At 53.9% G+C, this 19,544-nt stretch carries 19 protein-coding genes; 7 read left to right on the top strand and 12 right to left on the bottom strand.

Translation table 11 applies throughout. The annotated features are described in order from the left end of the window. On the top strand, positions 1–498 hold a 498-nt coding region (locus JMI88_RS35660; protein WP_236023210.1), incomplete at its 5' end, for a hypothetical protein. Further along, positions 495–707 (top strand): HAD family hydrolase, encoded by a 213-nt coding sequence (locus JMI88_RS35655; protein WP_236023209.1) that lies wholly within the window; start codon positions 495–497, stop codon positions 705–707. The genes JMI88_RS35660 and JMI88_RS35655, both read left to right, overlap by 4 nt. A gap of 278 nt (positions 708–985) precedes the next feature. On the opposite strand, the gene JMI88_RS35650 is transcribed toward JMI88_RS35655, so the two are convergent. Both JMI88_RS35650 and JMI88_RS35645 read right to left on the bottom strand, forming a co-directional pair. Continuing rightward, positions 986–1,840 (bottom strand): TrmH family RNA methyltransferase, encoded by an 855-nt coding sequence (locus JMI88_RS35650; protein ID WP_201366796.1) that lies wholly within the window; start codon positions 1,838–1,840, stop codon positions 986–988. Positions 1,841–2,304: 464 nt separating this feature from the next. Beyond that, on the bottom strand, positions 2,305–3,693 hold the full coding sequence (locus JMI88_RS35645) for an aminoglycoside phosphotransferase family protein (RefSeq protein WP_201366795.1): 1,389 nt from the start codon (positions 3,691–3,693) through the stop codon (positions 2,305–2,307). Positions 3,694–3,975: 282 nt separating this feature from the next. On the opposite strand from JMI88_RS35645, the gene JMI88_RS35640 reads away from it, so the two are divergent. Then, positions 3,976–4,509, top strand: coding sequence for a tetratricopeptide repeat protein (locus JMI88_RS35640; RefSeq protein WP_201366794.1), 534 nt, complete (start codon positions 3,976–3,978; stop codon positions 4,507–4,509). Here JMI88_RS35640 and JMI88_RS35635 read toward each other — a convergent pair whose 3' ends face one another. The 4 genes from JMI88_RS35635 to JMI88_RS35620 form a co-directional block, all read right to left on the bottom strand. Continuing rightward, entirely contained in the window at positions 4,510–5,628 is a 1,119-nt protein-coding gene (locus tag JMI88_RS35635) for a DUF4037 domain-containing protein (RefSeq protein ID WP_201366793.1), read from the bottom strand. 187 nt (positions 5,629–5,815) lie between these two features. Further along, positions 5,816–6,598 (bottom strand): ABC transporter permease, encoded by a 783-nt coding sequence (locus JMI88_RS35630; RefSeq protein WP_201366792.1) that lies wholly within the window; start codon positions 6,596–6,598, stop codon positions 5,816–5,818. Positions 6,599–6,605: 7 nt separating this feature from the next. After that, complete coding sequence (locus tag JMI88_RS35625; protein ID WP_201366791.1) at positions 6,606–7,376, bottom strand: ABC-2 family transporter protein; 771 nt, start codon at positions 7,374–7,376, stop codon at positions 6,606–6,608. Then, on the bottom strand, positions 7,373–8,353 hold the full coding sequence (locus JMI88_RS35620) for an ABC transporter ATP-binding protein (protein ID WP_201366790.1): 981 nt from the start codon (positions 8,351–8,353) through the stop codon (positions 7,373–7,375). Before JMI88_RS35620 ends, JMI88_RS35625 begins: the two co-directional genes overlap by 4 nt. Before the next feature lie 454 nt (positions 8,354–8,807). Between JMI88_RS35620 and JMI88_RS35615 the strand changes: the two genes are divergently transcribed. Then, the gene (locus JMI88_RS35615; protein WP_201366789.1) at positions 8,808–9,092 is read left to right on the top strand and encodes a hypothetical protein; all 285 of its coding nucleotides are present in this window, start codon (positions 8,808–8,810) and stop codon (positions 9,090–9,092) included. 56 nt (positions 9,093–9,148) lie between these two features. Here JMI88_RS35615 and lspA read toward each other — a convergent pair whose 3' ends face one another. After that, the gene (lspA, locus tag JMI88_RS35610; protein WP_201366788.1) at positions 9,149–9,712 is read right to left on the bottom strand and encodes a signal peptidase II; all 564 of its coding nucleotides are present in this window, start codon (positions 9,710–9,712) and stop codon (positions 9,149–9,151) included. Between the two features lie 191 nt (positions 9,713–9,903). Next, positions 9,904–10,884 (bottom strand): helix-turn-helix transcriptional regulator, encoded by a 981-nt coding sequence (locus JMI88_RS35605; protein WP_201366787.1) that lies wholly within the window; start codon positions 10,882–10,884, stop codon positions 9,904–9,906. Positions 10,885–11,400: 516 nt separating this feature from the next. Here JMI88_RS35605 and JMI88_RS35600 point away from each other — a divergent pair. Further along, positions 11,401–12,156 carry a hypothetical protein gene (locus JMI88_RS35600; protein ID WP_201366786.1) on the top strand — a complete coding sequence of 252 codons (756 nt, stop codon included), beginning with the start codon at positions 11,401–11,403 and terminating at the stop codon, positions 12,154–12,156. A gap of 122 nt (positions 12,157–12,278) precedes the next feature. Here JMI88_RS35600 and JMI88_RS35595 read toward each other — a convergent pair whose 3' ends face one another. Further along, entirely contained in the window at positions 12,279–12,770 is a 492-nt protein-coding gene (locus JMI88_RS35595; RefSeq protein WP_201366785.1) for a MarR family winged helix-turn-helix transcriptional regulator, read from the bottom strand. Positions 12,771–13,230: 460 nt separating this feature from the next. Here JMI88_RS35595 and JMI88_RS35590 point away from each other — a divergent pair, with 460 nt between their 5' ends. Further along, entirely contained in the window at positions 13,231–13,593 is a 363-nt protein-coding gene (locus JMI88_RS35590) for a DUF2127 domain-containing protein (RefSeq protein WP_201366784.1), read from the top strand. 89 nt (positions 13,594–13,682) lie between these two features. On the opposite strand, the gene JMI88_RS35585 is transcribed toward JMI88_RS35590, so the two are convergent. The 3 genes from JMI88_RS35585 to JMI88_RS35575 form a co-directional block, all read right to left on the bottom strand. After that, complete coding sequence (locus JMI88_RS35585; RefSeq protein ID WP_201366783.1) at positions 13,683–14,579, bottom strand: DMT family transporter; 897 nt, start codon at positions 14,577–14,579, stop codon at positions 13,683–13,685. A 543-nt stretch (positions 14,580–15,122) separates the two neighbouring features. After that, positions 15,123–15,707 carry a 3'-5' exonuclease gene (locus JMI88_RS35580; RefSeq protein WP_201366782.1) on the bottom strand — a complete coding sequence of 195 codons (585 nt, stop codon included), beginning with the start codon at positions 15,705–15,707 and terminating at the stop codon, positions 15,123–15,125. 30 nt (positions 15,708–15,737) lie between these two features. Further along, the gene (locus JMI88_RS35575; protein ID WP_201366781.1) at positions 15,738–17,714 is read right to left on the bottom strand and encodes a hypothetical protein; all 1,977 of its coding nucleotides are present in this window, start codon (positions 17,712–17,714) and stop codon (positions 15,738–15,740) included. A gap of 1,051 nt (positions 17,715–18,765) precedes the next feature. Here JMI88_RS35575 and JMI88_RS35570 point away from each other — a divergent pair. After that, positions 18,766–19,200, top strand: coding sequence for a hypothetical protein (locus JMI88_RS35570; RefSeq protein ID WP_201366780.1), 435 nt, complete (start codon positions 18,766–18,768; stop codon positions 19,198–19,200). Positions 19,201–19,544: the final 344 nt, after the last annotated feature.

Below are 19,544 nucleotides of genomic sequence, written 5' to 3'. Positions count from 1 at the left end.
GATGATGGTGGGGTGATGAATGATAATACGCTGCGGGGGCCGCAGTGGCAACAGCTGGTGGGAGAGTTTTTTGCGCCTCGGTTGGGAGGGAGCAGAGAAGCGTGGGGCGAGGCCAACTTTCGCGTCATGGATCAATTAATTGAGCCGCGCAACTGGCTGCTGCGTCTGGAGGCCTCGTCGGATTATCCCAGCTTCTATCATCAATATATGCTGGACTGGCTGGAGGGAATGTGCGCGCTGATGAATATTTCTAGTCCCTCTGAGGAGGAATGTGTTGAGCTGTTTCATAAGTCCAATGCCTTTATCATTCCGCGTGTGCGGTCGGCGTTTCCGGGCGCGGTAGGGGCCATTCAGAGGCTCCACAGCGAAGGCTATACGCTGCATACCGCGTCCGGGGAGCCGTCAAACGAGCTGAGCTACTATTTAGAGGGGATGGGGTACGGGACTGCTTTGGCCGGCTCTACGGTCCAGACCTGGTCAATACCTTCAAACCCATGACTCACTACTATGAGCGCATTTTCGCCGACCTTGGTATAGAGCCAGCCGAGGCGCTGATTGTCGATGATCATCCGCGCTTTATCGATCAGGCCGCACAGCTAGGAGCCCATACCGTGCTGATCGGGCCAAAATCTCCGGGCGAGAGGCAGCCAGACCTGCACCTGGCAAGCCTGGCCGAGCTACCGGCACATATACACCGCTTCAATTAACGCGGGACAATGGATCGGATCATCCCCAAACTTCATTCCCGGCCGTCACCTGATTTTCTCTTTTTCCAGACGGTCGATTCCGGCGATCTTCGGCTTCTGATTCACACTCCGTGTAGCAACTCTGGAACTGCCGACAAAATCAAGCAGCTTCTGGCCTTAGAGTATTGAGTCGTATAGCTCGCCTGAGCAATCCTATGCCACCTTTATCGATTCATAGGCCGCCATGGCTTAGAGGCGAGGCGGCCTGGTTAATTCGGCTATAAGAAGCAACGGCGCGTTCAATAGATATCGCCTTGTAGGATTTCGTAGAGGACGACGGCGGCGGCGATTGAGACGTTGAGGGAGTCGCTGGTGCCGCGCATGGGAATGCTGACGACGAGATCACAAACTGCTTGCTGCTCAGGAGATAGGCCCTGGCGCTCGCTGCCCATGAGCAGGATGGCTGACGCGGGATAGCTTGCCTGGCGGTAATGGACGGCGGCTGCGTCGGAGGTGCCGATAATTGGATAATTGTGCCGCCGGGTCCAGTCTACAAAAGCCTGGAAAGAGGCTTTGACTAGACGTTGCGTGAAGATAGCTCCTCGGCTGGCACGCAGGGCGGCGGGATCGTAGGGATCGGCCGTGTGATCTAGCAGAAACACGCCTCGACAGCCAGTGGCGTCGCAGGTGCGTAGGATTGTTCCCAGGTTACCGGGGTACTCAATGGCCTCCAGGGCCAGCCAATAATCGCTCACCGCAAGCGTCACCTGCGCAAGGGATTCCCAGCGTTGAGCGATGACGGCGGCAATCCCCTGCTGCGCATATTTGAGTTGAAAAGATTGCAACACATCGGCGCTAACACAAAGGTAGGGACAACCCTGTTGCCTGTGGGCGTCAAACAGTTGCCAGGCTGGGTGGCTTTTCAGCACGTCGGGCGCCACAATCAGCTGGCGCACCAGTCCAGGCTGCTGCGACGCTTCCAAGACCTGGCTCAAGCCTTCAATCAGGGCCAGTCCGGTGCGCTCACGTTCAGAACGCTTCAAAAGGGCGCGGAGCAGTTTAATCTTTGGATTGTTCCTGCTGGTAATGATGGTATCGGTAGAGAGAGTCAGGATATCGTGCTGCTCGGTCGAAGTATGGTGTTGTTTTGCCATGAAATTACCTGCCTTCCAGATTGCTATGAGATGACAAAGTCAAAGCTCTTACTCTTAGCCAGACCTCTGGAGAAAAGGAAAATGTGCATAGCAATAAAATGGAAGAGGCGGCCAGAGCATGAGGGAGCCTGGCCCAGGCGCACAAAAGAGGAGGGAAAGAAAAAAAGCAGAACACTATACGCTGATGTAATTCAAGCTACATCAGCGGACGAGGAGAAAATTACTCTTCGTATTGAGACCACGCCTCCTTGTAAGCTCTATACTCAGGCTCGCAAGGAGGCAGGGACATTTGCTCGTACAATGCGCAAATAAAGTATATTCATAAGCGGAATGTACCATACTGAGCAATTACTGTCAATAGTACATATAATCTGTTTGGTGGAGCACGCTTCCTCACGCTAAAAGATATGCTTGAAACCTCGTTTTTTGTCAAGAATGAGGCATCTGCGACCTGGCGTTTGTACTCACTCCTGTTGACCCATCAATACGAAGAGGCTTCTCAAACAATCAAGGAGGTGCTCTTGTTCACCAAGGATATCCCACACAAGAGCAGTGTGAGCATGACGGATCTGGTGACGATGTCCTAGCGCGCCGCAAAGTGCGGCTAAGGGATGGGCCAATGAAAGAGCCGCACGCAGGCGCTCCAGCGGCGCGTAATCACTCCACACTTCTAGATAGCTCTCACAAAGGATCTTCTGTGCAGACTCTCCCCAATCGCTGAGTGGGACCCAGAGACTTAAAAAGGGATGCGTCACCCCTACAAATCCTGCCCAATCGAGCAAGGCACACCCTGTCTCATGTGCAATGATATTGCCACGGTGGAAATCTCCGTGATGCACACTTGCTGGAATGCCTAGACGCGCTAATTCGGCGCACGAAGACTTCAGACGGGGAGCAAGACGCAGGAGATCGTCCTGTTCCTCTTTGGTCAGTGGATTCCACGCTCCTTGCAGCAACATCGGAAGTTCGGCCAAAAATGGATCGATGAGTTCTGCTAATGATTCCAGCCGCCAGTCATGACACCCGAGGGAGAGTAATTTCTCCATATGCGAAGCCATGTCACGCTGCATAAGCGCATAGGTTTGCAGCAACGTTTTCCACCGGGGAAGATAGTCGAGTGGGTTGGCATCTGGAGGCATTTTTTCGCCTGTCACGGCTTTCATCAGGAGCCAGCGTTGCTCTTCATGGACAGCGAGCACCTGCGGAACGAATGTAGGATACTGTGTTGAAAGCCAGCGGGTAAGCAGTGGTTCATGCACATCTGATCTCGGAACAGCCTTGAAATACACCTCTCCGGCCGTTGTAGGAACGCGCAGAATGGATGAGATAAACCAGGAGCGTGTTTGCTCAATTGGTCCTGTCGCAGCCAGATTTTGCCTGTGGAGTTGGGCGTGTATCCAGGCCGATGCTTCTTCAAACCATCCATCTCGTGTCCAGGGAAGCCCATCCATCTTCGAGGATGTTGTCTGCGTCAGCCAGGTTTCAAGCAGCAGGCGATGTTCAGGGATGACAAAAGAGAGCGTTTTAAGGGTTTCATGTGAGACCCAGGCCCCTTCAGGAGGAGCAGTCCATTCCGCATCGTGATTACTCATCACAAAGACACTACTGCCGTGCTGGCCGACCCCTGGAAATGGGCTCACAAACAGGCATTCCAGCATGGTGACAGTGATGCCAAGGAGCTGATAAAAAGCGGCGTTGATGCGAAAAGCGTCGCGCCACCTCCCATCGTCAGGAGAAAGTGGAACGGTTGCCCTGGGTAAGGTCCATCCACCTTCACTCTTCAAGAGAAGGATGGATGAAGTATTTGGGTGGGGGATAATCGCATAGTAATCATCAAACCGAATGTCTGGCATCAACGGTCTCCTTCCAAGTTCCTTCCGAACGGAGTTGTTTTCAAAACTGAGGCTGGTCAGATAGGAGCTTACCATAGCAAGCCCCCACGCATAAAACAAGTAATCTCGCTCTCCTATTTCTACAAGACATATGATGTTATAACCGTATTGCATTCCTGTTCTACAAAGAGTACCATATAGTGACAATCTACAATCAAATTGAGCGAAAGCCACTGCTACGCAAACCAGCCCGGGTGTGTCTGGCTTGTGTCTTCATAGTGTGAGAAGAAGGAGCAGAAAAAAATGGATCAAGAGCCGACAGCTTTTTTTCAACGCTTCCAGACGGAAGATCGCGCTGCGCTGACGCAAAAAGTTGAGCAGGATTACGAGGACCTGGCACGGGCGCGCGCACATGGTGATGAGCAGATGCAACTGGAGTGCTTGAGCCGCCTCGGCTCCCGTCTCACTATCCTGGGTGAAGAGAGAGAGGCGGCACCATTGCTAGGGCAAGCGCTCGCACTGGCCCAGCTTTTAGGAGATCAACGCCTGGAGGTCACCAATTTACTCCATCTGGCCACGGCGCAGCAATATCTTGGTCAGCGCAGCTCGGCGCAGGAACTGTTTCAGAAAGCATTGCAGAAAGCCAGGGACTACCACCAGGTGCAATATGAGGACATCATCCTCCAGCATCGAGGCCGCTGCTTTGTCGAGCAGGGAATGATAGCCGAGGCCCGCGCCTGCTTCGAGCAGGCATTGATCCTGAGACAAGAAAGGAGTGATCCACGCGCCACCACTGCAACCCGGCAGGCACTCGATGCATTGAAAGCGCTTGAATAACTATACCATGAGGTCCCCAACATCATCACGGGGAGTTTTATCATTATTTTGGTAGATGGCCTTGAATTTATGGAAATTATCGGCGAATAGTAGCATATCGTCATTTGTTACCCATTGGTCGATGGCGCCCGGCGTCTCGCCGGCCTGCAGCTCTGGTGGCAAGGATTCGCGCAAAGCGGTCAGCACATCTACAAATGAGGCACGCATCTGGCCTCGACTATATGGAGAGGGTGGCAGAAGCTGGCAGGGGCGCGTGATTTCAAGTCGTTGCTGCTCCTCAAATAGCAGAAAGAGCGCCTCTTCCAATAGAAGAACGGCCTGCCACAGATCGGCGAGCACGAGACACGACTCCAGGCGCGGCCCGATCTCCTGGGCGAGGCGCGGCAGGGCGTAGAACTCACGCGAAAACCATTTCATGGTGCCAGGATAATAGGTGCGATTGAGCAAAAAGGTCAAGCGCACAACGTGCTCAACCGTTTTGTACAGCATCATCCTGGCCGACAGCGTATCGCCGCGCGCCGCGCACAATCCAATCACATCATAGTCCTTGATCTTCTCCCAGGCGTAGAGCAGCTTGAAGCGCCAGACATCATCCGGCAAATAGACAAAGTTCTCGCGAACGGCTGAGATATCGCCCACTGGATCATCAAAGATCTTGCCACGGGTCAGCTCCAGCAGCTTCTGTTCAGGGATGCAGAGCCAGTCGAACATCGTGGGCTCCAGATCGGTCAGGCCATATTGCAGCTCAAGGTAGCGTTCCACGGTCGTAATGGCCACGTGATGAAAGCCCTCCTCCATAGAGGGCGCAGGCACCAGGCAACCAACCTCCTCATCGAAGCAGAAGCGGGTCGCGAAGTCACGAAAATGCTCGGGCAGCCGCTCATTGAGGGTCATATTAAGTCGCTCAGCGAAGCGCGCGTAATCCCTATCGTTCAGCCAGAGAATGCAGCGCGGTCCCCATTCATGGTCGCGCGACCACTCATCATCATGCCCCAAAACGTCTGAACCATAGCCCAGCAGTCCCGCCGCATAGCGGTCTTCCAACTGTGGGAACTCCCGCTCGATTATCGGCAAGACCGCTTCAAAGAAAAAGCTCTCCGCCAACTCCAGGCCCTTCATGAAGCATACCTCCCTGATCGTGTTTGTACAAATACAGCAAGAGCAGCATAAATCAATTGACGCCGCATTGCAATATCATCGATGATATTCGCACCCGTGGCAACCCGCGACATGCATCCATAGATGCGGAGCTTGCCTCCGATTATCTCTACGATGGTGAAATAATCGAAGGCAATTAGCGTTCATGTCACGAGGTGGCGCTGGTGTAGCGGCGGAGGCCGCGTTGCCAGGCGAGGTGGGTGAGCAAGATAGCAAACAGGCCAAGGGCGGTTCCGGAAAGGAGGATGGGGAGGTCAGGACCACGGGTGAGGGTGCGGGCCGGGAAGGTGGCGACAAAGGCGATGGGGAGGATAAAGGTCAGGAGCGAGCGCAGTGGCTGGCGGTAGATGTCGCTGGGATAGCGTCCAAACTGCCAGAAGGCCGAGTAGAGGACATCCAGCTCGATGGCGGGCGTCCAGAAAGCGAGGCTGGCGAGCAGGACGCGGGAGGCCCAGGTGATGGTGCAGCCGACGACGAGCAGGAGAAGCCAGCCAAGCCAGTTCCAGAGCGAGGGGACGAGGCTGAGCTGGTGGAGGCTGATGATGATGATGATGAGGCCAGGCAGGGCCTGTGTGATGGCAAGCGGGGCGCAGCTCCCCAGGCTGGCCGAGAAGAGGCTGGAGACGGGTCGCAAGAGGAGGTGGTCAAATTTGCCGTCTTTGATCTGGCCGCCAAACCAGCTCAGGTTGGGCTCGATAAAGGCAGCCAGGAAGCTGCTCACCAGTTGAAAGGTGCCTAGCAGGATGCCAGCCTCGCCCTGGCTCCAACCGGCCAGGCTACGCGTCTGCGTGTAGATCAGAGAGAGCGCAATCCAGCCGGAGCCACCGCCGATCAGGGTCATCATGGCCTGGAACAGGAAGTTGGCACGAAAAGTGAGCTCGCGGCGCAGCGAGAGTGAGAAGATCAAACCTGAGAGTCGCAGGATACGCATACTTGCTTTAACCTCCAATCGCGGTATAGCGGCGCACGCCAGCCTGCCAGGCCAGGATGACCGCCAACAAAAAGACCAGAATCCAGATCAGTTGCCAGCCATAGCCGAGCAACAATGATTGCGAAGCCAGGTGATCACTGACAATTTCAGCCGGGAAGCCGAGCATGGCGCGAAACGGCAACGCTTCCCCAAGGGAGCGCAGGCTAACGGGAAAAAGTGGGATCGGGATCGCCGAACCGCCAAGCAGGAAGAGCAGGGTCTCGCCAAAGCCCACCACGCCATGCGCCTGCTCAGTCCAGAAGGCCGAGAGCGAGAGAAGATAGGTAAACAAAAAGCGCAGCGTGGCCGCCAGCAAGAGCGCGGGTATAGCCAGCAATATATCCAGCAGGACAAAGTGAGCATGGGTAAAGAGCTCCAGCAGCAGAATCAGCGGCAGGCCAACCACAAAATGCCAGAGGCGCAGAGCGATATTGGCTCCCAGGGGTCCCAGCACCACCGGCTGGGGCTTGAGCAGATCATGGCTCAGCGCGCCCGCATAAATGCCGTTGGAGAAGGTATGCTGCTCATACGAGACAGTCAGGAGCTGGCAGACCAGCAGGGCGATGTAGTAGGTCGAGATAGCCGGACTACCAGGCAAAGCGACGGACCAGATAGTCAGGCCCAGCAGGGGAACTATTGCCTGGTTGATAGCCATCGTGAGCAGGAAGGAACGCCAGGCCAGCCATTGTAGGATCTGACGCCAGGTCGCCGTAAGCAGCAGGATCAGCAAGCGTCTCATAGCGCGCCCTCCCGATACACCTGGTCGATCACACGCTCCAGCGGCGGCTCCTCCACCGCCAGATCGGTAACGGCCAGCTCGGCCAGCAGGCGAGCCGTCACACCAGGCACCTGTTCCCGCTGCACACTCAGCACGGCGCTACTTTCACTCAACTCGACCAGCTCGCCATAGCCGTGCCAGTCCCGATCACGGCTATCAGAAAAAGAGACGCGCAGCAACTTCGAGGGCGCCAGGCGGGCCGACAGCTCGCTCAAGCCACCATCATACTGAATTGTCCCCTTATCGATAAGGATGATACGATTGCAGAGAGTCTCGACATCCACCATATAATGACTGGTCAGCAGGACGGTCGCGCCGGTGCGGCGGCAGTAGCTGGCAATAAAGCGGCGGATCATGTTGACGGCCGAGACATCCAGGCCCAGCGTCGGCTCGTCCAGAAAGAGCACACGGGGCCGATAGAGCAGGGAGAGCGCCAGGCCGCAGCGCATACGCTCGCCCAGGCTCAGGGCGCGCACCTGGCGAGCCAGCAGCTGTTCCAGGTCAAGGAGCTCGGTCAGTTCAGCCAGGTTCTTCCGAAAGTCCGCGGCAGAAACGTCATAAATCGTCTGCTGGAAACGCAGTGAGTCCAGCACAGTCAGCTCGGTGGGACCACCAAGCGGCTGGCTACCACGGATCAAGGCGATCGAGCGCAAAAAGGCACTCTCACGTCGCCAGGGGGTGAAGCCATGCACAGCAACCGTTCCGGCGCTGGGATGCAGGATGCCGCTCAACATCTTTAATGTCGTTGTTTTGCCCGCGCCATTAGGACCAATAAAGCCCACAACCTCGCCGGGCTCAATGGAAAACGAGATGTCATTGACCGCCTGAATCTGACGATAGCGGCGCCGCCACAGCGAGCCCAGCGCTCCCCGCAGACTAGCCTCACGCACAGGAACTCGATAACACATGGAAAGATGGCTGGCAGCGATTCCAGACATAATAATGCCTCCCTCTACATTTCTGTCAGGATGGTTACATATTCGCTTGATGCATGCCCGTATGCATGCAGTGCTGCCCTGGCCGGCCATGCTTTCTTGGCAACATTCTAACCATACAACACAGATGCAAGCGTGGAGGGTTTTAAGACACCACAGGCATATCTAGCACAGAGTACAGGCTCGCGGCTTCGATAATTTGAGCGTCACGGAAATCAAACTTTACATCTGCACTTCATAGTTTTAATTAAGGGTTGCGGGGCGGTTGACGCCCCCCTGCGGATATGAACAGGTTGTGTTTGACAGCGAGAATTACTACGGGATACGCTGACGGCAATAGAGGGGCTGCACAAAACTGATTGTAGAATCGACCACATAACGAGTAACATCAACATCCTATCGACATCTGTAGATGTAACCCTTGTCAGCCAGTTGATACAAGAGATTCAGGAGCGCGATGATGAGACAAGCAGCCACATATCAAGAGGCAATTGCGCGTGTGGAGGATCTGACACAACGTATATGTGAGCTCGATACCTTAATGGAACAGAAAATCAACCAGATGTTGGATGAAGAGGTGGACCTGATCGGCACCTGGACGATCCTCAATCGTCGTGAGGCGCTGGTCAGGGAGCAGCATAAACTGATGGACCAGTGGGACGATGCCATAAATGATCTGCTGCGCTTCCTGCCGTCCTATGTGCCGGAACGACACGGGCGACCATCTATGGCCGGCTTCTGATCGAGCACAGCCAGCCAGTAGCCAGGCGCAACGCTCATCAACGGGTACGGCGCACCCTATTGTGAGAGCTTGCCAGACGTGCTGGCAGATTGCGCGGTGTCCGCCTGCTCTTTGGGCTGGGAACGACGGGAGTCGGAAAAGAGCAACAGGATAAAGAGCAGCGCCACCCCAACAGAAATTGCGGCATCCGCGATGTTAAATATATAGAACCTGAAACCAATCTGAGGCAGGCGAAAATAGATAAAATCGACCACATACCCACCACGTATAAAGCGGTCCAGAATATTGCCGGCCGCACCGCCCAGTATCAGACCAAAGAGCACCTTGTAGACTAGAGGTCCGCGACGGAACAGGCGCCAGTAGAAGGAAAACAGCACCACCAGCGCAACCACAATCAGCACAGCCAGCAGCACTGGATTGGTCAACAAGCCCATGGCCGAATTCCAGTTCTGCACATAATAGAGCGTTAAATAATCGCCCAGCAGCGAGACGATGCGTCCGCTATCCGGCGGACTCAGGCGCTCCACCACCAGATTCTTGCTCCATTGATCAAGGATAACAATACAAATAGCACTAAAAATAGCTATGATGTGGGAGATTACTTCATTTTTAGTCTTCATGGCGCTCCATTTACTCATAAGAATATATCTATCTTTTATCACAAGCATAACCGAAATGCAATCGAACCCACACATTTCTAAGCATGTATCTGACCCCCTCTGGTGATAGAAAGCGAACGAGGAACTGGCTCAACCTTCTGGTTGAGCCTTCCCTTGCTCAACTAATATGCTAATCTGGCGCGACCGCCACTTCAACTATCGGCCGCAGGTTCAGATGAAGGCCGGCTATCCGCGATCTGGAGCATCTTTGCGGCCAGCCGCTTGAAGGCGTCACGCAGCTCTGGCGGCTCGTGGATAACAAACGGCAGGTTGAGGGCCATCAAGTAGCGCGCATGGCCTTCAATATTATCGTACTGACATTGAAACATCACACCATTGGCGGTAGGCGTCAACGTGCCATAGGACGCAGGGATGCGCTGCTGCACGGTGTAGAGCGGAGCCTGAAACTCGATCTGAATGTGGTAACGGCCTGGCTGGCTATTATACCGCTTCTCTACATAGGCCCGGCAATCGAACTCCTCATCGCGCTCAAACGGCTCCTCCAATGGCTCAATCTTCTGAATGCGGTCCAGGCGAAAAGTGCGCATGTCCTGGCGCAGGCAACAGTAGCCAACCAGGTACCAGCGACCATCCCAGCCAACGATGCCATACGGCTCTACCTTACGCCGGGTACTTTGATCGCGCGTGGAGCGATAATCGATACGCACGCGCTGCCGCTGCCCAACTGCCTCGCTCAGGCTCATCAACAAAGACACATCGGGACGTCCATCCTGCTGAGGCGAGAAGAAGAAAAGGTGAGAAGAGATAGCCTTCAGGCGATCACGGGCCCGCAACGGCAGGACGCGAGAAACCTTGGCCAGTGCCCCCTCCACAGCGACCGCCGGTTGACCAATCTCCAACCAGGACGTGCCCAGCAAGCCCAGCATAATGGCCGTGGCCTCCTCTTCCGTAAAGAGGAGCGGCGGCAGCTTAAAACCGGGACGCAGGCGGTAGCCTCCGTGGCGGCCAATGTTCGACTCGATGGGGATACCGACATCCTGCAGATGCATGATATAACGACGAATGGTACGCACGTCCATCTCTAAACGCGCCGCCAGCTCCGGACCCGTAATCGATGGCCTGGCCTGCAGCAATTCAAGCACCGCCAGCACGCGGCTGGTTGGATGGTACATGCACCCACCTCTACTTTCAATACGCGCACGCAACATACAAATAAACGAGGACAAACTCAACCGTTTAAGGATATATGATGCATTCAGATGCGTCAAGAACAAACACACCACATCTGCTTTTTTGAGCGGCGTGGGTAGGTGCCGGGCTGGCCCCGGCTTGCCCCACCGTTTGTGGGGCAAGCAGCCGCTGATGGCCGCACCTACGGGGGTCCGCTTTTCTTCTTGCGTTTGGTCCTTCGATGTTCTTAATAAATGAAATGTATTGCCCGCAGGGTCTTCCTATTTTGGATGCCGCCTCTCAGATTAACACATTTTTGATCAAGAAGATCAAGCAAGTAAACGTTAATGGCCGCCTATACAGTTATTATGTTCCATCACAGAATTACCACCATAAATATAAGAATATACATGTATCAATTTACGTGGTATACTACCGCAAAGCTCGTTTATAATAATAAAAATGCAGCATATACAGCCAAAATTTTTAATAGATAGTGCAGGGAGGCATGCGACTTTATGGGAAATACGTGGCTCTGGCTAGTGGTTGTGTTTGTGATTATTTTTGTTCCGCCGTTCCTGGGTACGAAGTACAGCCAGCGAAAGGATAAGTGGCGGCCGAAAAGGACGCTAGAGGTGGATGTGCAGCCACGATCTAGCAGACCAGCATACCGGATGCCAACAATTCACGCCGAGCGCTCGCCGTTGCTCTATCAGCAGATTAGCCAGGTGCGGGAGAATCGGCAGAGCATAGTTGCTGCCTTTCGGCCGGTGCAGACAACGCTGGTCAGGACGCTGGCACAACAGCCAGCCTCACTGCTCTACGTGCTTGAGCAGCGGGCCATCATGCTCTACCAGGAACAAGAGGGAACCAGCTGGCAGGAGGCGGCAGCGGCCATCAGGGATTTTGCCGCGATGTATGGAGATCCATCAGCCGTTGCCAGGAACTCCTCCGTCACCTATGCCGATCCCATGGTGATGTATCTCTTGCTGCAGGCTCATTGCCGGCGCGATGCCGAGGCCTACTTCTGCTCAAGCACTGGCGCCGAGGCCGAGGTAGCGCAGACCGTGATCCAGCAGATCGAGCAGATGATCGAGAGCAGCGACGCCACTGCGCTCGAACAGGGCAAGCGCGATCCCGATCTCCAGGCGATCAACTTCCTGTTGCGAGCCGGCTACATCCTGCTCGCCATCCGTTACTATCGCGACTGCACCGAGGTCAGCCTGCAGGAGGCCCGAGAGGCGATTCAAGGCTATCAGGCCCGGCTCTCCTGATTCGACGCTCCTTCAGGGACGGCTCCAGCTGGCCTGTATCAGGCGTAGTAGATCTAATCGACCGCCTTAAGCAGTTCCGGCGGCCATTGCCAGTCGCAATATGCCCCTCCATCTGGTGCAGGTCATGCCTCGTCTTTCTCCTGCAGGGTAGCGATAAACTCTTGAGAGCGTTGGACCGAACGGGTGAGGAAATCAGCAATGGTTTCAAGCTGCTCATCGCTATAGACTGTGAGCAAGTCCTGAAAGGTCGCTTGCACGGAATAAAACATCTGATTGAGCTCCGCCATCCGTTCCGGGTCTGGTTCCACAATCACGCGGCGCCGGTCATGGGGATCGCGCACACGCCGCGCCATGCCTTTGCTTTCCAGGCGATCAAGCAGGCTCGTAACAGAAGGGGTCGTCAAGCCTGTCTGAGACGCGATCTCACCAGCAGTAAGGGGACCGAAACGATCGAGGAGCGAGAGCGTCTTTTCTTCGGTCGCGCCCAGTCCCATGCGATCAGCCATGCTGGCATGAAAAAAGACGGCAGTGGTGCTGTTCTCACGACTCGCCTGAAGGACCACTTCGATAAGATGCTCCCGCTTCGACTGAGGAGAAGCGTGCTGACCTGACATGACTATCCTCCAACAAATAATGAGCATAAATCAATAACCAGATGTAGACAGGTATTGGTTCATGCCAGATATTAGCTTTCGCCAGTCCATTCTATCACAGCGTCACTCCCGAGAGCGTGCGTCTACAAATATTCTGAATATTGACTATAGGAATACAAGTCGTGCATATTAGTGTATTGTTTTGCTATATGGGGCATCTGCCATAGGCTTTCCCTTCGGTGACATTTCAAGATGGTCAATGCAAGTTGCATATCTTATATCGAATTAATTTTTTCATTATCTCTCAGTCCACTCAATCTATTATTGTCTTTATTGGAAAAAACATACCACAATATAAACATAAATATGAGTCTTTTTTATCACTTTGCTCGTACATAATAAGTAAACGCATGCATATATTCACATAATTAGTTTTCTTATTGTTTTACACTATAATCTTCATGAAAGAGGATATGAGTTCATGATGAACAATACTCTTGTGCCTCAGCGCCGGCCGCTTGGAGTTACGATCATTGCGGTGCTGGAGGCAATTGGCGGTGTGTTCGAGATCCTGGGAGGTATTCTCCTGCTAAATGTCAGTGCAGCAGCAGCCATCATTGCCATCATTATGGGTATCATTGCTCTGGTCCTGGCATGGGGACTGTGGACGCTTAAACCCTGGGCCTTCTGGGTAGCCGTTGTTCTGGAGGCAATCTCCCTGGTTTATGGCATTTTTCTACTGGTCAATGGCAATACTGGCGCACTGTTACAGGCCGTTATCGCTCTTGCCATCCTGATCTACCTGTTTGCTGATCGCAATGTGCGCGCAGCCTTCCGCACGTGATTATTGATCATGAGCAACTAATATAACAGGCAGGAGCAATGCCCGATAAGTGGCATTGCTCCTGCCTGTTATATCTAGAATTCAATTTTCTATTGGGAACGGGCGAGCAGCACGAGCGTGGCTGGCAAGAGGGCAGCGCCCAGGAGGCCCAACCAGCCTAATTCTTCATGGAAGAACAGCCAGGCCAGCAGGGCAGCGGCCAGCGGCTCGCAAAGGGTCACCACGCTGACGACTGTAGCGGATAACGAGCGCAGGCCGGCCTGGAAGAGTCCGTAGGCAAGGGCGGTCGGGACACATCCCAGGTAGAGCAGTAATAGCCAGCTCGGCAGTGGATAGGTCGCAACCAGGCTGCTGGATGAGAGGCAAACGCCCAGCAACAAGAGCGCGCCCGAGCCAAAGGCAATAGTATTGATCTGGAGAGGATGATAGAGCGCGGTCAGCCGCTGTCCCAGCAGAATATAGACGGCATAACAGCAGGCGGTAAAAATGGCAATCCCGATGCCGGCCAGCGAAAACGATCCAGCAACCGGATGCACGCCTGAACCGACGAGCAGGATGGTTCCCAGGAGTGCGCAGCCCATGGCCAGCAATATGCGCGTGGACGGTAGGCGCCGGGCGGCGCAGGTGGAGTATAGCGCGATAAACACCGGGGCACCGCATAGCGCGAGCAATGTGGCAATCGTCACGCCAACCGAAAAAACCGCCAGATTGTAACATGCCTGATAGAGCGCCTGCATCATCCCCATCCCAAGCATTATTCCCAGATCGCGCCATCTGATCTGGAAGCTATGGCGACCACGCTGATGGCACAAGACTATAAGAAACACAGGTGTGGCGAGGGCCAGGCGCCAGAAGGCGAGTGCTAACGCATTGGTGGCGCTTTGCGCATAGATGAAGCGGGTCGCGACCCCGACGGTCCCCCAAAAGAGTGAAGCACACACGACAAACCAGAAACTGCGCCGATAGGCTGCATGCTGTGAGTACACGAAGTTTTTTCCTTCCTCTGTTGCATAGATACAAAACGATAATGCAACCAGGGCAGGAAGCAGGCAGCTAGATAGACACAGGCCGATGTGCCTGTGTAATGACGGTGCGAGTCAAACCGTGCAACCTGCCCTAGCGGGAGGCGACGGCTGGTGGGGGCAATATTGAGCAGGAATTGTACCAGTCAGAATCAACTAGCTGCACGATGTACTCCTTTTAGAGGATACGAATCACAATCGAGTATACACATTACCAGCAATGCGTACTGCTTACTATTCTACAACATTCTGATGCCAGAAAGCACAATATACTCGCGGATTTCTACACCATTGCAGGATCAAAAAGCAGATTCAACGAAAATTTGGCGAAAAGATATGCTTCTGAACTCAGATAAAGAAGTAGGCGTGATAGAAACGGGCTCACATCCACAGGCATTTGATGTGGCTATCTTCACCGATACCAGGGTTTGGGCGCTCCCCTAGTGCGCTTTTGTGCACAAGAGAGGGGAGCTGTTACTATGTCCTCCATGTTCTTCGTGATAGATTTTATACTTGCAACGGATACGGCCGCTGGCGGGCACTGGCGCGGATGAGTTGCCAGGTAGCCAGGGCATCGGCCAGGGCCTGTGAGCCATAGTCGGGACGGCGAATGCGCTGGCGCCGACATGCCTCGGTCAGGCGCTGCCAGCGGCATGATCCAACATAGTGTCCTGGCTCGGCCCAGTGCTCGGCATAGGCGATCATGGCGCACTGCCAGCAGTAGCTGCGCATCTCAACCTGGCGCAGGGCCGCTGTCCGCAGCAGGACCTGCGAATTGTAGGCCGCGCCATAGCTAACAATCAGCTTGCCGCGCAACACGTCATCTAGCTCAGCCCAGCGCGCCGCAAAGCTTGCCAGCTCGTGCGGGTCCTCAAATCCCCGGCCACTCTGGTTGATGACAAAAGGGTTAAACAAGCGATCATAAATCGCCTGGCCACGCGGATCAACTACCGCGATCGCAATAGCTTCAGCACGCCGACCGGCTATTTCAGCGGTTTCAGTATCCAACAGCACCCAATCTGAACGGCGCAACAGCTTCTGGCACCAGAATGGAAACGCCTCAGAGGTAGGGGTCACATATTGAGCAGCCATCTCACACCATCCTCTCTACCACAAACGCCGCTATCTGCCATAATAGCCAGCCTGAACCACACAATTGTCCTTGATCTCGTAATAGAAACCCATTCTGACCGCCTGTATGACCTGCTCGTGCAACTGCTCCGAAGCAGTGCCGCTAAGGATCTGGCTGGCCTCCTCGTCGCTCAAAACGACATCCAGGCGACGCGCCTGGGCTACCAGTTCCTCCGGGTCGTCCAGGGGAATGGTTTCCACGTATTGCGAGAGTCTGTGGCTATCGGAAACGGATAAGAGCTCGTCGACACTGGTTAGCGGCTGCTGGGGCCTCCAGGCGGGCAATGCGTGGTCTTGCTGCGCGGATTCGGGCATGGCAGACGGCACAGCCGCGTCCTGGGCACGCCGCCGCTGGATGTGCTCGACCAGCTGGACGACCTGCTCGCGCAAATCGGTGAAGAACAGTGGCATGCCATTGGGACGCCGCTGGCTATCGGTGCGCCTGAACTCTACGTGGCGCAGCCTCTCGTAGGTCTCCTGCATCATCTCGGTGAAGAAAAGATCGAGGTCAGGCAGTGTGTACTTGTCGTCAACCTGATTGATCCGCAGCAGGTGACGATAGAGGGTGGTGGCCTGCACATGCGAGGAGTACGCGGCCATATCGTGAAAGGCGCGTGCGATGCGATGGATGGTTATCTTCGCATGCGCACCCAGTTCTGCGTCGCTGGCCGCGCGGCTCTCAGCCAGCAGAGCGCTGATGCGCTGGCGCGCAGCCGCCCTTGAACCACAGGCATGCTTGCTCGCGCCGGTTGCGGCCTTGCAGGCAGGCTCGCTTATTGCTGCTTGCTCGCTTGTGCATCTTTGCTCGCCTGCTTGCGCGGCACATTGCTCCAAAAGACCATCACACTCTGCTTGCTGGCTTTCAGTTGCTACTTGCTCGCTTGCTGTAGCAGGACAGAACTCATGGTGGACCATGTATTCCATGCGCTCACAATGCTGAGGTTCACAAATCTTCCCGTCATCAATGCTGGTAGTGAAAAAAGACGCCGGGATCAGAAAACCACCATCTGCTTCTTGTGCATTTGTCTGTTTCGAATTCGAAGTCGAGATATTAATAATATTATTATAGTTACTAAAACTTGTACTCGAATTCGAAGCGGGCAACAAACAAAAAATGGACATCCATGACATACCAGGCTCATTGCCAGCATCATCCGTGGCTGATGTTGGCGCGGACACATCTGTCTCATCAATGGCTGTGCTGTGTGGGACAGATGTGTCCCAGGATGATGAACAGCCTCCCGCAGCGCATTCATAGGCCGAAGGGCACAACGTCATACATGACTCGGGCGCATCGATCAATGCTGCACCATTTGAGACTGATGTGTCCCAATCTTCAGCTATGTTTTCGTCATCAGAGGAACACGCTGTCATATGTGACTCAGGCATCACGCCCGAAATGACAGCGGTTGGGACAGATGTGTCCGAGGACGAGGCTCCGGCTATGTGATCGTTGTCAGGAGGGCACAGTGTCATACATGACTCGGGCGCAACAGTGGAAGCCATGTCAGAAACTAAACAGGAGACCTGCTGCTGGCCAGCCTGAACGTGTTTGCGCACTAGTTCCGCAATACAGTTGAGGAATGGAGTGCAATCATAGCAGCGATACTTTGATCTCCTGCCATTTTTGTCAAAATATGTCGTGATATGTAGGAGTCCGCTCTTTTTCAGTGCCTGGAGATTGCGCAACGTCTGACGTTCGGAGAGGTGAAAATGTGCGGCCACTTCCGCCAGCTTATAATAGGCGACAGGCCGAATGTGCTCGCCGACAAATACAATCCAGCGCACAAATGCCATGCCCCATTCAGTAATTCTGGTACTGTGATAAAACATCTCTACCACGTTCAGAAAGCGCAATTTTTCGGCGGGCTGGACAGGCCGATCATAGCGCTCATGCCAGCGCAATGCTGGCTGAGGCAGCTCATAACTCACATTTTCCACATCTTTAAAGGAACTTTTCTGATTCATTGCACCCCTCCCACCTGATCAAAAAACTCCAGCCTGATCCTGAACGCAGTGACACATATGTCACTACACACGAAATTACCTTTCTTGACTGTCATAAATGACAATGGTATGCTTTTCATAGAAGCACGGTGTCAGCCGAGGCTCGATTTCCAGATCCTAATCCTCGTGCTGACACTCTTCTCCTTTCTATCGCTTATTGTGATACGTCCTCAGCCGAACCAGCAGGCCAGTACACAGGCTACAATCCAGGTCCACCATAAGATCGCTGCTTGCGCATCAACCAATCTAGCGATCATGGATAGACACGGTCGCGTATGTTAACAAAACCAGCCAGGCATTAGATACCCATGGCGTGGCGCTTATAACGCCTGATAGTACTGGTAGTAGTATGGCCCAACTTAAGAACTTGAGAAGAATAAGACTTTTCGCATCTTGTCGGCCACGCGACACGTGCACGTAATCTGACACTGGCTGTCCGTTCTGTAGCAACTATTCATCTGCATGGCTGAATGAACAGTCCAGATAAGCGAAAAGGAGGATTTCCTGGCAAGTGGGCATTCTTTCTTTAAAATACTATAGAGCTCCCTAACCACAAAAACCACATTTCTTCTCTTTCTTTGATGCTAGTGCATGTATGATACCATCTAAATACCTCAAAATCAATCTTCTCCTCCCTGAAATCTCAGCCATTTGTACTATATCCCGAAAAATCCTTAAATTTAAGGAGGAGATATAAAAACCATCAGACGCTCTGTTTTCCTTTAATTACTATTTTCCTGTACATATAGAGAAGGAGTTACTAATATCGCGCTCCTCCATCATTAATCACCATCCCCAGATAGGCAAATATACTCAAATAGTATGATGTATAATGTTGATGTTGCTTAGAGAGTGTCTGAAAGCGATGCGGTTCGCGCCTTCGGCCCCTGACGCTACGCGCCTGCGGCGCTCAAAAGGTTTTTTATTCGTTGGTGCAGCCATTCGCGCAATGCGCGAATGGCTGCACCAACGAATAAAAAAGTATTTTGTTCAAACATAGAAACGATACAATATGAACCCTAAATTGATCCAATTTCGTGCCGCGAGCACACTAGAAAAAAATTTGCAGGGGCGCACCCCGACTGGTAAGCCGGCGGGCGAGATCGCCAGGCGCGACCTGGTACGCTATTACAGCTTGCTGCGACAGAGCCTGCCAGCATTTCAAATGGCTGAGGCAATGCTGATCGTCGAGGCGCTCCAGCGCAACCCGCCCGACATGGAACAGGTGCAACGTCTCTGGATCTCAGTTGAGCAGGCCGTAAAAGCCGATCAGTTGGAACAAAGGTGGCGCGTGAATGCTGCGGCGCTGGTCGAGCGGCTGCGGACATTGACGCCCGCCGAGTGCATGGCGATCTGCGACGCTGTCGAATGCGTGCTCTGCCAGCCGACGCCGATCGTCCAGGAGCTTCAGGCACGTGTCAAGCAGATTGGCCTGGCAAAGCCATGACAGTGAACTTTACTTGGGGAAAAGTGCGTGTTATACTACCCTATAGTAGAGATGAATTCGTATACATAAAGGATTACAAGATGCCTCTTTACGACTATATACCCTATGTTGTCACGGCCGCTCAGGCGAATGCGCTGGGTTTGAGCGGCAGGAAAGCAAAGTAAAGCGCGCATCCGGACGGAATTGTAGCTTGTTGTCTTAAGCTACGCTACCTCTTCTACTGTCCGCATCCATCAACCTACGCATCTTCGCCACAGGACACTTCTCGTTGAACGAGTGCCTGCGGCTTCTTTGTGTTACCTACCTGTAGCTGCTCCGCGATACGGGAAGTGCCCCGACATGTT

The sequence above is a fragment of the Dictyobacter formicarum genome (assembly GCF_016587435.1).
This window is presented reverse-complemented; position numbering and strand designations above follow the sequence as displayed.